This window comes from Mucilaginibacter terrenus, from assembly GCF_003432065.1.
In the GTDB taxonomy this organism is placed as follows: domain Bacteria; phylum Bacteroidota; class Bacteroidia; order Sphingobacteriales; family Sphingobacteriaceae; genus Mucilaginibacter; species Mucilaginibacter terrenus.
In genome coordinates this window covers 1,137,373-1,152,315 of sequence record NZ_QWDE01000001.1, presented here as the reverse complement: position 1 = coordinate 1,152,315, position 14,943 = coordinate 1,137,373, and the positions used below count along the sequence as shown (strand labels likewise).

Genomic DNA, 14,943 nt, shown 5'->3' with positions numbered 1-14,943 from the left:
TGCAGTGCCTGCTTGTTTCAAATCAAAATAGCTACTTTAGCTTATGATGAATAAGGATGGGAAGAAAAAGATATTCGTACTGGATACATCAGTAATATTGTACGATCATAATGCCTTTGAGAACTTTCAGGAACATGATGTTGCTATACCTATCCAGGTGCTGGAAGAACTGGACAATATGAAGAGCGGTAACGACACCAGGAACTTTGAAGCGCGCAGCTTTATCAGGCTGATGGACAGGTTCTCTCAAAACTCGCTTATTAACCAGTGGACTCCACTCGACGGAAAAACCAAAGGCAGTTTTAAGGTGATAATGGACGTAAAGAACGCCAGCGCTGATGCTGAAGCCGTTTTTGGATCCGAAAAGATAGATCACCGGATATTGAATGCGGCGCTGGGCGTACAATTTGAGCACCCTGATAAAAAAGTGATTCTTGTTTCCAAGGATATTTGCCTGCGACTAAAGGCGAAAGCCCTAAATATTCATGCCGAGGATTATGAAACCGGCAAAGTAAAAAACCTTGATGAGCTTTACAGTGGCAAAACCGTACTTAGTAAAATAACCGAAAAGCTGCTGGGTAAGCTGAACAAGAACGACAGCCTGCCGGCCGATGAATTCAGCATTAAACCAAATGCGGGGAATCACTTCTATATACTCAACAGCAAAAACGGTAACGGCGCAACCGGCTTTTACAACGCAACTACCAGGCAAGTCGAAAAGGTAACAGAGCAGCCTGTGCTCAACATTCATCCGCGTAATACCGAGCAAGCGCTGGCGATACATGCACTGCTGCATCCGGATATAAAGCTGGTAACTATACAGGGAAATGCCGGTACCGGGAAAACGCTGCTTGCCTTAGCCAGCGCGCTGGAACAACGCAAGTACTATCGTCAGATATTTGTTACCCGGCCCATAGTGCCGCTGAGCAATAAAGACATCGGCTTTTTACCGGGTGATGTGAAATCAAAAATCGACCCGTATATGGCGCCGATATGGGACAACCTAAAGTTTATTAAAGACCAGTTTGCCGACGACGAGAAGATGCGCGCCAAGATAGATGAACTGGTAACCAACGATAAGATATCCATTACACCGCTGGCCTTCATCCGCGGGCGTACGCTGAGCAAGATATTCTTTATTGTAGACGAGGCACAGAACCTTACACCACATGAGGTGAAGACAATTATCTCCCGTGCGGGTGAAAACAGCAAATTTGTATTTACAGGCGACATTTACCAGATAGATACGCCGTACCTGGATGCGGAAAGTAATGGCTTATCCTACCTTATCGACAAAGCTAAGGGCCATCCATTGTACGCGCATATTACCCTGCAAAAAGGGGAGAGGAGCGAACTGGCTAACCTGGCAACTGAGCTGCTTTAAGTTAACGAAGAATATTTTCTGTCACTTTAGAAATATCCACGGCTATTTTGTTGATAAAGCCAAGTTGTTCTTTCATTAGCTCATCGTCTATGGAAAGCGGTACAGGCGCCTCCGTTGATTTTGGCGGAGCAGGTTTTTGTATAGTTGGCTCCGGTTCTTCTCCGCTTAATTTTTTGCTTGTTTCCTTTAGTACGGCAATACTTCTTTTTACAAGCTTTAACATATCAGCATGCGGCTTTTGCCTGCCGGTACGTATCAGTGCCGATGCGATGTTTGCGGTATAAGATGCCAAGATATGGCTCAGCACAACAAACTTGTGTATATCTTTTATATGTATCTGCTTGCTTTTAGGCTCCGAGGTCATCCGCTCGAACGTAGCCGACAAGTTGGCTGAGTGTACAAATACATCCTTACGGGCCAGCTTATATTCGGTAAGTTCAACCATTTCACCGCTAAGGCTGTCCCGAACCTTACGGAGATAGTTGGTATTCGCGTTAATAACCGCTTTAAGGTTTTCCTGCACCAGTTGAAACTCCCATGTGGGAAAAATAAGGTAGCTGGCGAGAAAGGCGATGGTAGATCCTATAACGGTATCTACAATACGCTCCTGCGCAACATCTATCAACCCCACACCCAAAAACTTGAATAGGATAAGTACATAAGGCGTCATAAAAATAACGCTTACAACGTAGTTTAGCCGTAAAAAGCTGTAAGTACCCACCATAAACACAATAAAGAAGATGAACTGGACCGTGGTATTGGGTATGAAGTTCAGGATAAGTATACCAATAACACCGCCAGCTATGGTGCCAATGAGCCTTTGGTAATTGCGTTGTTTGGACAGGCTGAACCCCGGCTTCAGGATTACAATAATGGTAAGCAGTACCCAGTAGCTATGTCCGCCTAAAGACACATTTTTTGCAGTTACAAAGCCAACTAAACATACCAGGGCTACCCGCAACGCGTGTTTGAACGTCGCGGAACTAAGGCTGAAGTTGTCCCAGAAAATATGTGGTGCAAAATCCTGGTGGGTAACAAATTTAGAATACTCCACCTCTTTGTCGCTGTTGATCAGCAGTTCCGAAGCCTTAGAGTGGTAATATTTATAAATGTTTGATATACTTTTGCTGACATCGCGCAGGTTAATCAAGATCTTTTTTAGAACAAGATTGCTGGTCTCTCGGTCATCAGCGCCTACAGCATCTATCTTAATCTTTAATTGCTCCAACCGTTCGTTCAGGCTGCTCAATTTTCGCGGCCGGGTATTGGTGAGTACAGCGTAGCCAATATTGTCCAGATCGTCTGCCACTACATGTAAAAAGCTGGCTATCTCTTCCAGTACGCCGGTGTCTTTAAACTTCTCGCGTATATGCTGGTAATCATAGTGTGTAGCCATAATCTGCTCAAACATATCCACCAGATCGTTAAAGGTCAGCACCAGTATCCTGCTGGCTCCTGTAGATTCTTTAACCATTAGCCTGCTTTGGAAGAGCATCTCGCGCACCGCGTCCTGGTGGTTACTTACCGATATTTGCTGAAGCACAAGGCGCCTGTAGTTCTCATCAATGTCGGTGTCAGGCAGGTAAAAATCTGCTTTAATACGCAGAAAACGTGCGACGTCCGCCACGTTTTCTCCAAGCGTTTGTTGTGCAGCCCGGTAAGGCCGTATGCCGAAGAACACCAGGCTAAATACCATATACCAAACACCACCTGCAAGTATTTCCAGGCAAAATACAGGGAGTTGGGGCGGGGGTATTGCCTTATCCATCATGAATATCATGATGAGTAAGGACGATGTACCTACTGCCGCGGCCCTGTTGCCATATACATTCAGCATACTGAACAAAAACGAGAGTAACGTTATCTCTAGCCCCAGTGTGAACACATTAAGCCTGGCGTAACCGGTAATAAGCGCCACCAAAAACAATAGGAGGTTGCCGGCAGCCATGGCATTGCGTTTGTGTAATACAGGCCCCGGGCTGTCAATAGCGCAAATACAAAGTGCACCGAGTGAGAGGGTTAAGCCCAGGTCAAATTCGCCAAATTGCATGGCCGCAAGCGACGGTATTAATATCCCTGCCGAGATACGTAATCCGTCCGAAAAATACTGGCTGTAAAAAAAGCTCGTTATCTCCCGCTTGTGGTTTTGCATGCAGTTTATCTATATGAATTTAGTACACTGCAAATTTAAACAAATAAAAGGCGCAAGAGTTGTAATAAGCATTATTGCATTAAAACGGGTTATCTGTTATTAATTATTCATATATTAAGATAATTTAGTTTTAGATACCTAAATTCACGCCATCATATACCGGGTAACTGGATTATGTAATTTACAAAACTGTTTGTTATGCCATCAACCCAAAGGCTCAGCCAGCGCGAAGCTACCTTTAATCACGAAGTTGTAACCCGATTTGACCTGTACAACAGCCTCTTTCAAACGCTGCCGTTTTACCAGGTAAAGGAAATAGGTATTTTGCTGCCGTTCTTCAGTGCGCATTGCGAAAAGGGCGCTGCAAGCCAGCTTTCGCCAAAGGAGATCATCGAGTCATTTTTTGAGAAGTATGTGCCGGGTATAGATCACCGCGAGCAGCTAAACCGTCTGTTTCGTTTTATACAATATATAGAGCGGCAGGTAGTACTGTTTGATGCCATTGAAGATTCATCGTTTGGTACCCTCGGCCGGTCTGATGATACCGGCCCACTGCAAAGCATGGTTCAGCAGGCAACCTCTAACGAGCAGGCAAGGCGTGACATCAGCAAACAGCTTAACGATTTTTCACTCCGCCTGGTGCTTACCGCGCATCCTACCCAGTTTTACCCGGGTACCGTGCTGGGGATCATGACAGACCTGATAGAGGCGCTGAAAACAAACGATATCCCCAGCATAAACGTATTATTACAACAGCTGGGTAAAACACCTTTCTTTAACAAAACGTCGCCAACGCCGGTAGATGAGGCGGTTAGTTTAGTGTGGTTCCTGGAGAATATTTTTTACCACGCGCTCTCCGGCATACAAAGCAAACTGGAAGAAGAATTTGAGATAGATAACGCCCACCAGGTACTGGAGATGGGCTTTTGGCCGGGCGGCGACCGCGACGGCAACCCCAACGTAACCACAGAGACCACCAAGTCTGTTTCTTCACTCCTGAGGCAAATTATTTTTCGCTGTTATTACCGCGATTTCCGCAACCTGAAGCGCCGTATAACCTTCCGCGGCTTTGGCGATAATCTCGGCAAGCTGGAAACCATGCTTTATGATAACGCGTTCAATCCACAGGAAAACGCTAAGGACCTACAGCCCGAAATGCTGGACCTGCTGGTGAGCATACGCCAAACACTGGTTGCCGATCATGACAGCCTTTTTGTTGATGTGGTAGATAACCTTATTCAAAAAGTAAAACTCTTTGGATCTTACTTCGCTACGTTGGACATAAGGCAGGATAGCCGCATACTGCGCAGTGTATTTGAGTACGGCACACGTAAAATATATACAGGCGTACCAAAAGGGTATGCCGAAATGGATGAGGCTGCTAAGCTAAAGGTACTGCCTTTTACCGAAGCCGACTTCGTTTGCCCGGATGATGCGGATGAAATGACCAAGGACACGCTGAACACAATCCGCCTGATGCAGCAGATACAAAAGAGCAATGGCGTAAAAGGCTGCCAGCGGTTCATTATCAGTAATTGCCAGCAAGCAACAGACATTCTGCAATTGATAGACCTTTTCTTGTGGAGCGGATGGAAAAAAGATAAGTTAACTATTGATTTTATGCCGCTGTTTGAGACCGTGAACGATCTTAAACATGCCAGCGGGGTGATGGAAACCTTGTACAATCACCCTTTCTATAAAAAACACCTTAAGAACCGCGGTAACAAGCAAACCATTATGCTTGGCTTTAGCGACAGTACCAAAGATGGCGGTTATTTAATGGCCAATTGGTCTATATACAAAGCCAAGATTGAGCTCACAGCCATGGCGCGTAAGTACGGTATCAACCTTGCGTTTTTTGATGGCAGGGGAGGCCCACCTGCACGCGGTGGTGGCAAAACCCATCGCTTTTATGCATCAATGGGCAGCGAGATAGCCAATAATAATATACAGCTTACCATACAGGGGCAAACGGTAAGTTCGCAATATGGCTCTATCGAAACAGCACGGTTCAATACCGAGCAGCTTATCAACGCAGGCATCATATCTGCATTGCACCCCAACCATAAAGACCTGCTGGATGACCGACACAAGACATTAATAGCCGATATGGCCGAAGAAAGCCATAAGCTGTTTATGGCAATGCGCCACCACCCGCTGTTTATGGAATACCTGGAGAAGTTTAGTCCGCTAAAGCTCCTGTCGCAAACCAACATCAGCAGCAGGCCAATGAAACGGAACGCTTCTGCAAAGCTTAAACTGGAGGATTTACGTGCCATCAGCTTCGTTACCTCATGGAGCCAGCTTAAACAGAGCATCCCGGGCTTTTATGGCGTAGGTACTGCGCTTAAGAAGATGAAGGATGAAGGCCACTGGAAAGAAGTTTGCGAGCTATACCAAAATTCCGGATTTTTTAAAACCATGCTGGATAATTGCATGATGTCTATGTCTAAATCCGACTTTAGAGTTACGGCGCATCTTGCTGAAGACAAGAAGTTCGGTGCGTTCTGGAAAGGTTTGAAGGATGAATTTGAATTAACAAAAGCCCTGCTATTAGAACTAACAGGCACCACTATGCTGATGGAAGAATCGCCTGTGGAACGCCACTCGATAGCTTTGCGTGAGCGTATTGTTTTGCCGCTGGTAATTGTACAGCATTATGCTTTGCAATGCCTCAACAAAGAGCATGACGAAGAGCTTACGAGCATCTACAATAAATTGATCATCCGCACGGTATACGGCATTGTAAACGCGGGAAGAAATTTGGCGTAAGAAGTACGTGTTGTGTAAGCTTGTGTCAGCAGCTCAAGTGTTGAGGTTAAAGCATAAGAACCGAACGGGGAACCTTAAAATGCGGCCTCAGAACGGGCGGTGCGCACAGGTACTGATTTAGCAGTGACTTTAACAGACCGTTGTGCAGCCGCGAGTTTTTTCTTTGTTACTTTCTTTTTTGCGGAAAAAAGAAAGTAAGGGCACTAACGTTAATCTTGCACTATGGGCGGTAGCTATGCTCAAGTTCTAAACACTTTGTTAAAGTGTTTAGATAATAGTAAACTATTCAACTCCCTTCACCTTCATCTTTAGGGTATAAATAGCTTTGGAGGCTGTAATAAAGAGCAAATCTTTGTTTTTACCGCCGAAGCAAACATTTGCGCTCCATGGCTCAGGAATGTCAATATGGGCTATCTGTACCCCTTCAGGATTATAAACCGTGATGCCATTACCCGCCAGGTACAAGTTACCGCGTTCGTCCAACGTCATACCGTCTGCACCTTTATTAATAAACACCACTTTACCGCTGAGACTGCCATCCTTGTTGACAGCGTATTTATAAATCTTATTGTCACCTATGTCTGCCACGTAAAGCAGTTTACCATCCGGCGTACCCACAATGCCGTTTGGTCGCTTATAATCAGCATCTACCATAATTGCTTCAGATTTGCCCTTTGGTAAGTAGTAGACCTTTTGTCCATCCTGATCTGGCTGCGTGCGTGTCCACCAGGGGCGCTGGTAATACGGATCGGTGAAGTAGATATTGCCATTTGGGTGCACCCAAAGATCATTCGGACCATTAAGCAGCTTACCCTTGTAATTAACCATAAGCACCTTCACCTTGCCATTGGGTGCTACCTGCCACAGCTGATTGTGTTCATCTGCACAAACTATAAGGTTTCCTTTTTTATCGAAGTAAGTACCATTTCCGCGCCCGGCGCTGTCCATGAATACTGAAAGCTTTCCATCTGTGTCATACTTCCAAATCTTGTTGTTTGGCTGATCGGTAAAAAAAACATTGCCCTTTTTATCAACTGCAGGCCCTTCTGTAAAGGCGAACTGGTTGGATATCATTACCGGCTTAGCGGTGGTGTCGTACAGGACGGTGCTTTGCGCATTGGCGTAACTGCTTATAAAAAGCGTGCAGCAAACTGCTATTAAAAACGAAGGGAACTGCTTCATAGGTTTCATGTTAGATGTTGCTAAAATAGAGTTTTGGCATCTTTTGAGTGCATCTTGAAAAAATTAGTCGGTAAAGCTGATTTCTTTTTATGTTTAAGCCGGAAAGAGCAGTGACTGGAAAATATGTACAGCAAAGAACAGGCATCACAATTAAGGCAGGAGTTTTGGACAACCTTTGGGCAGTATATGAGGCCTGTGTTGTCTGCAGAGGGGCTACGCATCAACTGGATAAATTATAAAACAGGCGTGCGCAACATTGCTTTTAAAATGGATGCTGATAACAAGCGTGCAAGCGTAGGGATAGAGCTAAACCACGCCGACCCGGAGTTGCAGGAGCTATATTTTGAGGAACTGAAAAATTTCAGGACGTTGCTGCATAATACGCTGGAAGAGGAGTGGGACTGGGTGCTCCATACCTCGGATGACTCAGGCAGAACCGTGACGCGCATCTTTACAGAAATACAGTCGGTAAGTATTTACCAGAAGGAAGACTGGCCAAAACTAATCTCCTTTTTTAAACCCCGGATGATTGCCCTGGACGATTTTTGGAGTAATGCTAAACCTGCGTTTGAAGCGTAGGAATTTGTTTGAGGGTGTCCCGCCTGGCTTAGTTTTTAACTGTCCCACCATTTGTATCGAATTCATTTAATCTAAGTATATAAATCTGTTTTACAGTAATTTATACCATTATTATTAAAGTTTTTGTACTGTCCCGGGGTGTCCCGCTTGTTTGATGTAATTGACTGTATTACAGTTTGATGCAGTTTTTAGGTGTCCCGGGTGTCCCGCTCTCAAAGCGGGACACTTTAAAACAATATAGCTGGTTAGTCATTGTAAAAAGTGGGCGCATTTTGTTTAAGTTTGTCGCCTCAATTGCATCGCCTTGAAAGAACACAAACGGATTATCCTGATATCGCTTGTCACCGGCGCGTTGCTGATGGTGCTTAAATTTACAGCATACTTTCTCACCAATTCTAACTTTGTACTTACCGATGCCGCGGAAAGCATCGTAAACGTTGTAGCCAGCGCGTTTGCCTTCTACAGCATTTACCTGGCTGCGCTGCCCCGCGATGAGAACCATCCCTACGGGCATGGTAAGGTGGAGTTCTTTTCTGTGTTTTTGGAAGGTTCGCTTATTGGCATCGCCGGCCTAATTATTATCCTAAAATCGGCTTATAGCTTTTTCTATCCGGAGGTAATTCACGACTTGTTAACCGGTGCAATTATTATTGGTGCTACTGGAATTATAAACGGCGGCCTTGGGTATTATATGATCCGAAGGGGTAAAGCATTGCCATCAATTACCATAGAGGCCGACGGCCGGCATTTGCTTACCGACACGGTAACCAGTACCGGCCTGGTTATAGGTTTGCTGCTGATTTACTTTACAGGTATTTTATGGCTGGATAGCGCGTTATCCATTACTGTTGGGCTATATATACTATTTACAGGTTATAAGCTCATACGCCGATCCGTAGCAGGCCTTATGGACGAAACGGATTTTGGTATTGTAAGCGATGTGGTAAAGGTACTCGGCGAACAGCGCCGGGACGAGTGGATAGATATTCATAACCTTCGTGCTCAAAAGTATGGTAACGAGCTGCACATCGACTGTCACCTAACGCTTCCGAATTATTTTGACCTTAATCGCGTGCACGAGGAAGTAAAACTTGTAGATAAAATGGTTAATAGGGAAGCTGGTATCACAACAGAGTTTTTTATACATACTGACCCATGCCTGCCGTACTGCTGTCATTACTGCAGTATGCCCAATTGCCCTATACGGTCTGAGCCAAAACGCGAGGAAATTGAATGGACAATGGACAAAGTGATGCGTAACAAGAAACATTATGAACAGTAAGCAATTTTTTAACGTACGCGTTTATGGCTTGCTCATAAACGGTAAGAACGAAGTACTTATCAGCGATGAGCAGGAGTATGGTATGCAATTTACCAAATTCCCGGGTGGCGGGCTGGAGTACGGCGAAGGCCTGCCGGATGGCTTAAAGCGGGAGTTTATGGAAGAGTGCGACCTGGAAGTAGAAGTGCTGAGCCACTTTTATACAACAGATTTTTTTATAAAGTCGGCCTTCAATGATTCGCAGATTATTAGTGTTTACTATATGGTAAAGGCACTCACCGAGCCGAAATTCGCAATTAAAACAAAGGTTTTTGATTTCGAAGGAGAAGGTGATCTGCTGCAATCGTTCCGATGGGTAAAGGTGACCGACTTGTTACCAGAGCACCTTACTTTTCCTACAGATCAGCACGTTGGTAAACTACTAAACGCACAATCATGACGTTATCTGAACGCGACCTTCAGGTTATATGGCACCCTTATACTCAGATGCAAACCGCTGCCGCACCAATAGGCATTGTAAGGGGCGAAGGTGCTTGTGTATACGCAGAAGATGGAACTAAGTATATAGATGCGGTATCCAGTTGGTGGGTAAACATCCATGGGCACGCTCATCCGTACATTGCACAAAAAGTCGCCGAACAGCTAATGAAGCTGGAACATGTAATCTTTGCGGGGTTTACTCACCAGGGTGCTGTAGAACTAGCCGAAAGGTTATTGGCGATACTTCCGTCAAATCAAAAGAAAGCATTTTATAGCGATAACGGTTCTACCGCTGTAGAAGTAGCCATAAAGATGTGCCTGCAATATTGGCATAACAAAGGAGAGCAACGCACGAAGATAGTCGCCTTCAAAAACGCCTATCACGGTGATACTTTCGGCGCCATGTCGGTAAGTGGAAGGAGCGCTTTTACAGCAGCGTTTGATAGTTTACTATTTGATGTAGAGTTTATTGACTTGCCGGATGCATCTAATTTAGCAGATATTAAAGCATATATAACAAGCATCAAATCACAAATATCTTCTTTCATATTCGAACCGCTGGTACAGGGCTCTGCAGGTATGGTAATGTATGAGGCCGCTTATCTCGACGAATTGCTCGCTCATTGCAAAGCAGAAGGTATCTTGCTTATCGCTGATGAGGTATTTACGGGGTTCGGTCGAACAGGTAAAAACTTTGCTTGTGACCACCTGCAAACGCAGCCTGATATTATGTGCTTTTCAAAGGGGCTTACCGGTGGCACAATGGCTTTCGGTTTAACTACCTGCACTCAGGATATCTACAACGCCTTCTTATCTGACGATAAGCTAAAAACGCTTTTTCACGGTCATTCTTACACCGCAAATCCGGTTGCCTGCGCTGCTGCATTAGCCAGTTTAGACTTATTTCTGCATCCATCGGTACAAGAGAATATTGACAGGATAGTGGCCGCACATCAAGCTTTTGCCGTTAGAATAAACGGGCACCGTTCAGTTCGTTCTACTCGTCAAACGGGAACAATAATCGCTATAGAATGGGAAACGGGCAACAATACATCGTACTTCAGCAGCCTGCGGGATAAACTATATCACTACTTTTTAGATGCAGGTATAATTCTTCGTCCATTGGGTAACATCGTTTATATTTTACCACCATATTGCATAACCAACGAGGAGCTAAACTATATTTACAGCAAAATTGAGCATGCCCTCGACGAGATATAGATCATGGAACTAAGTACTATTCTACCTAAAATAATTTCAGACAACAATTTACACGCCAAATGGCTAAATACATTATCGCTGATGGAGAACACCGGCGCACGTAAAATATCTGCCAGTGAAGATCCAGCAACGGTTACATATATTATCCTTAAGCATGCAGCTGAGGAACATCGCCACGCTTTCTACCTAAAGAAACAAATAGAAAAAACAGGCGTGGATTGCCCGACCTATACAGGTGATTACCTGCTTGCTCCCGCATTTAGCAAGTATTACTTGAATCAGCTGGATATAGATGTTTCCAGGTATTTGAAATACGGTTTAGGGCTAAGTGGAAAAGAGCTTCGTTTTGCTGCATATCTGCTGGTAACCTATGCTATAGAAGTTCGTGCTGATGAACTTTATCCTATTTATCAGGAGGCACTAGATAATGTATCGAGCAGGGTGAATGTAAAATCTATAATTCTTGAAGAAGAAGGCCATTTAGAGGAGATGATCAACCAGCTTCAACATTTTTCACCTGATTGGGAGCTGCATGCAAAAAAGGCAGTAGACTTTGAAACAGCATTGTTTAATGGTTGGGTTAACAACCTGGCATCTTCATTAAACTAAAGCAATCAACAAAAAGAAGCCCGGGTAACATTTTGTTATCCGGGCTTCTTTTTTTTTTAAGTTTTTTGTGATAACTTATTAGTTACCGCCGCCACCTAATGATTTCAGATCGTCCATGCTGATCTTTTCAAAGTCAGCAGGGATGCCGAAAGTTCCGGCAGGTACTTTTTGCTCAACAATGCTCTTGATAGTTACTTCAGAAGCCTGGCCGTTTTGGAATGTGGTGTACTGAATAGGGAAGCCGCCTGCACCAGCATATAATTTAGTAGCTGATGTCTCAGGGATTGACACGTCCTTGGTTACCCAAATGTCGTAAGTTTTGCCTGCTTTTGCATCAGTAGCAACAACTTTTGTACAGTTAAAGCCGTTAATGACCTTTGTTTCTGTACCTGGTTTAAAAGTAAGTACCGGGAATTTAGAACGCTGTTCTTCAATTTCGGCAGGTGTAGCAATAGCTGCTTTTTTAATTGATGCTACCGGAACGTCAACCAAAATAGCCATGTAAGTGCCTTTGCTGTCAGAAAGTACTTTGATATCAGCAGGCCCAGCGTTGAAAGCCACAGAAGATGAATCGGTACGGAAGTAGCTTTTAGCTTCTATTGCCTGTCCCATTGCATTCATGTTCATGGTAATAACACCTTCTTTGTAAGCCTTTTGAGCGTTAGCGTTAAGTGCTGTTGCAATAAAGGCTGCGCCCATGGCAACGGTAAAAAGTTTAATCTTCATAGTTTTAATTTGATGATACAATGTAGTGCGTGTTTAACTCTTATGCAAATTTTTTAAATAATTACCTGTTAGAGTTTATGATGATGGATTTGTTACGTTTAAGGGATTGATAATTTACCTGGTTTGCAGTAAGCACTGAGATATAGCGATCTGAGTTACTGGCATCCACAATCACTTGTTTGGTTATTAGGGACCTTAGATCAACTGAAGCATTCTCTCTTATATAAATGTAATCTAATCTCAATGTCGACGGGATAGACCATGCAGGGGGCTTATGGTTTAAGATCATCAATCTTTTATTTCTAAACTGTACCAATCCACCTCGTTTTAGCAGGTACTCGTTTTGCAAGTTCTTATCGAAACCACATATGATATAATTGGTGATTCGGTTACTATCCAAACCCGGCTGTATTGAATATTTAAATACTTTATCCGTATCGGTTATATCAGTCAGCACAACTCCATTGTTGCCGTTCTTAAATACAATTCCGCTATGCTTTTTCAGGTTAAGGAAAGTTATGGATTGGGTACTGTCCGAGTTGATTTTCTTAATGCTGATACTTATAGAAAACAAAAGAGTAGCAAATAATGCTGCTGCGAGCAACCACTTTCGTCTCCTGTTGTACAGCAAGTAAAAGAAAGTTACAATTATTAGGTAGAGTAAAAGATGTTCGGTATTAGTGAGCCAAATTTTGCTGATGCTGGCATAAGGAAGATGTTCTATAAAGCCAAGCAGCTTGTTCATAATTAAAATGGACTTCTCGAGAATAAGGCCCAACAAGTTTGAGACGACAGGAATCTGCGGCAGCATCAGCAATAAAAGTCCGGAATACATGATAACCGTTACAGGTATCATAATTATAAGGTTGCTGATAAGAAAGTAAACAGGCAATTGATGAAAATAAAAGGCGCTTAAAGGGAAAGTAATTGCTTGTGCTGCGGTAGATACCGATGTGGCTTTCCATAGGTAATCTGCTACACGGTTTTTAGACGATGCAAATTGATTGATGATCGGTTCGAAAATAATAAGGCCGGCAACGGCCAGGTAGGACAATTGGAAGCCTACATCTGTAATCAGAAAAGGATCGTAAAGCAGCAAGGCAAATGCAGAACAAGCCAGAACGTTAAGCGGATTTACATATCTACCCGCCGTTTTGCCTACGATTAAGAACGAAATCATTAAAGCCGCGCGGCATACCGCAGGCGATAATCCTGTAAGCAGTGCATAAAGCCAGATCAGCAATATTATCACGACAACTCTTATGATCTTGCCTTTTTTGTGACCGTTCAGAAATGATAGCGCCCACGCTAATACAACATACAAAATTGCCACGTGTCCGCCAGATACTGATAATATGTGTATAGTGCCGGTTTTGGAATACGCCTGCATTACATCATTGCTTAGGTCGGCCTTGTAGCCCAATATCAGCGTGGATGCTACAGCAATAGCTGTGGTATCATGCATATTACTGTACAGCTTTTTAACTAATTGCTGCCGTGAGTTTAAAGCTGCAGCTATGAGGCCGTTACCAAAGCCGCTCCCGGTTATTTTGTAATGCTTGGGAAAAAGGTAAGCCTGATGGTACACATTTTTGTGCGCGAGGTATTGTTTATAGTTAAACTCACCAGGATTAAACGGCGGATCAATTATGGTGTATTTAGCCGGCACAAGCAGTTGTTCGCCATAAAAAAGATTCCTGGCGAGTTCATCTTTAATGGCGATTAGCAGGGTGCCGCTGCTGTTTCGAACTTTATTGTTACTAATAGTTGACGATACCTCTGCTGTAAACCTGGTCCACTCGCCCTTTACAACAGGCTCGCTGTTAATACACACCACCAGGAACTGCGCCTGCTGCTTGCTAAAATGATCTGCCCTGCGAAGTTGGTTATGGTGGATGCTGATGAGCCAACCAGCGAGGAATAGTATAGGGTAAATCAGCATCCCGCCAATCCATTTGCTCTTGTAAACGGAAAATTTGCTGTAGCCGAGGTTAAGAAAAACAAAGATGGAAAATAAAACAGCGGCTGTAATCGCCAAAGCAAGCATATCTACTCCCGGCCAATATAAGCCTGTTGCTATGCCGCCTATAAAAGGCAGTAATAATATAACAACAGGGATTTCGCCTTTGTGCTCAGCTATCATAGTGGTCTCCCTGTTGCACAGGCAGGCAATAAGGTTTTATTTTGAAGCACCAAAATAGCTTTAACTGCAACAGTTTACAACTCGTCGCGTACTTCCAGCAGGAATTTTTTCAGGTTTTCAAGTGAGTCGATCACACGCTGGTTCTCTCGTGTGCCGGTTATATTTGTTTTTAAGTGATCCTTTGCACCTTGCAGGGTAAAGCCTTTGTCGCGGAGAAGGTGGAAGATGATTTTGAAGTTCTCTATATCTTCTGCTGTAAAATAACGGTTGCCCTTTTTATTCTTCTTGGGCTGCAGTACGTCAAACTCCTTTTCGTAAAAACGTATAAGCGATTGATTTACATCAAACATGGTTGATACCTCACCCATGGTATAGTATACTTTGCTGATCTCGCGTTCTTTGTAGGGCATATG

At 43.8% G+C, this 14,943-nt stretch carries 12 protein-coding genes; 7 read left to right on the top strand and 5 right to left on the bottom strand.

Going from position 1 to position 14,943, the window contains the following annotated elements:
• Positions 1-43 precede the first annotated feature (43 nt).
• Positions 44-1,384 (top strand): PhoH family protein, encoded by a 1,341-nt coding sequence (locus DYU05_RS05065; RefSeq protein WP_235853951.1) that lies wholly within the window; start codon positions 44-46, stop codon positions 1,382-1,384.
• Between the two features lies 1 nt (position 1,385).
• On the opposite strand, the gene DYU05_RS05060 is transcribed toward DYU05_RS05065, so the two are convergent.
• The gene (locus DYU05_RS05060; RefSeq protein WP_117381881.1) at positions 1,386-3,536 is read right to left on the bottom strand and encodes an FUSC family protein; all 2,151 of its coding nucleotides are present in this window, start codon (positions 3,534-3,536) and stop codon (positions 1,386-1,388) included.
• 198 nt (positions 3,537-3,734) lie between these two features.
• On the opposite strand from DYU05_RS05060, the gene DYU05_RS05055 reads away from it, so the two are divergent.
• Positions 3,735-6,308 (top strand): phosphoenolpyruvate carboxylase, encoded by a 2,574-nt coding sequence (locus DYU05_RS05055; RefSeq protein WP_117381880.1) that lies wholly within the window; start codon positions 3,735-3,737, stop codon positions 6,306-6,308.
• 282 nt (positions 6,309-6,590) lie between these two features.
• Here the strand turns inward: DYU05_RS05055 and DYU05_RS05050 are convergent, their stop codons facing one another.
• Entirely contained in the window at positions 6,591-7,490 is a 900-nt protein-coding gene (locus tag DYU05_RS05050) for an SMP-30/gluconolactonase/LRE family protein (RefSeq protein WP_235853950.1), read from the bottom strand.
• A 123-nt stretch (positions 7,491-7,613) separates the two neighbouring features.
• Here DYU05_RS05050 and DYU05_RS05045 point away from each other — a divergent pair, with 123 nt between their 5' ends.
• From DYU05_RS05045 to DYU05_RS05025, 5 genes are all read left to right on the top strand, one after another.
• Positions 7,614-8,069, top strand: a complete 456-nt coding sequence (locus tag DYU05_RS05045) for a DUF4268 domain-containing protein (protein ID WP_117381878.1) — start codon at positions 7,614-7,616, stop codon at positions 8,067-8,069.
• Positions 8,070-8,373: 304 nt separating this feature from the next.
• A complete protein-coding gene (locus tag DYU05_RS05040; protein ID WP_117381877.1) occupies positions 8,374-9,351 on the top strand; it encodes a cation diffusion facilitator family transporter in 978 nt (325 codons plus the stop codon).
• Positions 9,341-9,790, top strand: coding sequence for an NUDIX domain-containing protein (locus DYU05_RS05035; protein WP_117381876.1), 450 nt, complete (start codon positions 9,341-9,343; stop codon positions 9,788-9,790). The genes DYU05_RS05040 and DYU05_RS05035 overlap by 11 nt, the downstream gene beginning before the upstream one ends.
• Positions 9,787-11,052: an adenosylmethionine--8-amino-7-oxononanoate transaminase gene (gene bioA, locus DYU05_RS05030; protein WP_117381875.1), complete on the top strand. Its 1,266-nt coding sequence runs from the start codon at positions 9,787-9,789 to the stop codon at positions 11,050-11,052. Before DYU05_RS05035 ends, bioA begins: the two co-directional genes overlap by 4 nt.
• Positions 11,053-11,055: 3 nt before the next feature.
• Positions 11,056-11,661 (top strand): hypothetical protein, encoded by a 606-nt coding sequence (locus DYU05_RS05025; RefSeq protein WP_117381874.1) that lies wholly within the window; start codon positions 11,056-11,058, stop codon positions 11,659-11,661.
• Positions 11,662-11,739: 78 nt separating this feature from the next.
• Here DYU05_RS05025 and DYU05_RS05020 read toward each other — a convergent pair whose 3' ends face one another.
• From DYU05_RS05020 to DYU05_RS05010, 3 genes are all read right to left on the bottom strand, one after another.
• Complete coding sequence (locus DYU05_RS05020) at positions 11,740-12,387, bottom strand: DUF4412 domain-containing protein (protein WP_133300164.1); 648 nt, start codon at positions 12,385-12,387, stop codon at positions 11,740-11,742.
• Between the two features lie 61 nt (positions 12,388-12,448).
• Positions 12,449-14,530: a ComEC/Rec2 family competence protein gene (locus DYU05_RS05015; RefSeq protein WP_117381872.1), complete on the bottom strand. Its 2,082-nt coding sequence runs from the start codon at positions 14,528-14,530 to the stop codon at positions 12,449-12,451.
• A 74-nt stretch (positions 14,531-14,604) separates the two neighbouring features.
• Entirely contained in the window at positions 14,605-14,940 is a 336-nt protein-coding gene (locus DYU05_RS05010) for a MerR family transcriptional regulator (protein WP_117381871.1), read from the bottom strand.
• Positions 14,941-14,943: the final 3 nt, after the last annotated feature.

What these genes read in the sequence shown, in the direction of transcription:
- DYU05_RS05045 (WP_117381878.1), top strand. Translation starts at nt 7,614, where the DNA reads ATGTACAGCAAAGAACAGGCATCACAATTAAGGCAGGAGTTTTGGACA.
- DYU05_RS05065 (WP_235853951.1), top strand. Translation starts at nt 44, where the DNA reads ATGATGAATAAGGATGGGAAGAAAAAGATATTCGTACTGGATACATCA.
- DYU05_RS05015 (WP_117381872.1), bottom strand. Translation starts at nt 14,530, where the DNA reads ATGATAGCTGAGCACAAAGGCGAAATCCCTGTTGTTATATTATTACTG.
- DYU05_RS05010 (WP_117381871.1), bottom strand. Translation starts at nt 14,940, where the DNA reads ATGCCCTACAAAGAACGCGAGATCAGCAAAGTATACTATACCATGGGT.
- DYU05_RS05060 (WP_117381881.1), bottom strand. Translation starts at nt 3,536, where the DNA reads ATGCAAAACCACAAGCGGGAGATAACGAGCTTTTTTTACAGCCAGTAT.
- DYU05_RS05050 (WP_235853950.1), bottom strand. Translation starts at nt 7,490, where the DNA reads ATGAAGCAGTTCCCTTCGTTTTTAATAGCAGTTTGCTGCACGCTTTTT.
- DYU05_RS05025 (WP_117381874.1), top strand. Translation starts at nt 11,056, where the DNA reads ATGGAACTAAGTACTATTCTACCTAAAATAATTTCAGACAACAATTTA.
- DYU05_RS05035 (WP_117381876.1), top strand. Translation starts at nt 9,341, where the DNA reads ATGAACAGTAAGCAATTTTTTAACGTACGCGTTTATGGCTTGCTCATA.
- bioA (WP_117381875.1), top strand. Translation starts at nt 9,787, where the DNA reads ATGACGTTATCTGAACGCGACCTTCAGGTTATATGGCACCCTTATACT.
- DYU05_RS05055 (WP_117381880.1), top strand. Translation starts at nt 3,735, where the DNA reads ATGCCATCAACCCAAAGGCTCAGCCAGCGCGAAGCTACCTTTAATCAC.
- DYU05_RS05020 (WP_133300164.1), bottom strand. Translation starts at nt 12,387, where the DNA reads ATGAAGATTAAACTTTTTACCGTTGCCATGGGCGCAGCCTTTATTGCA.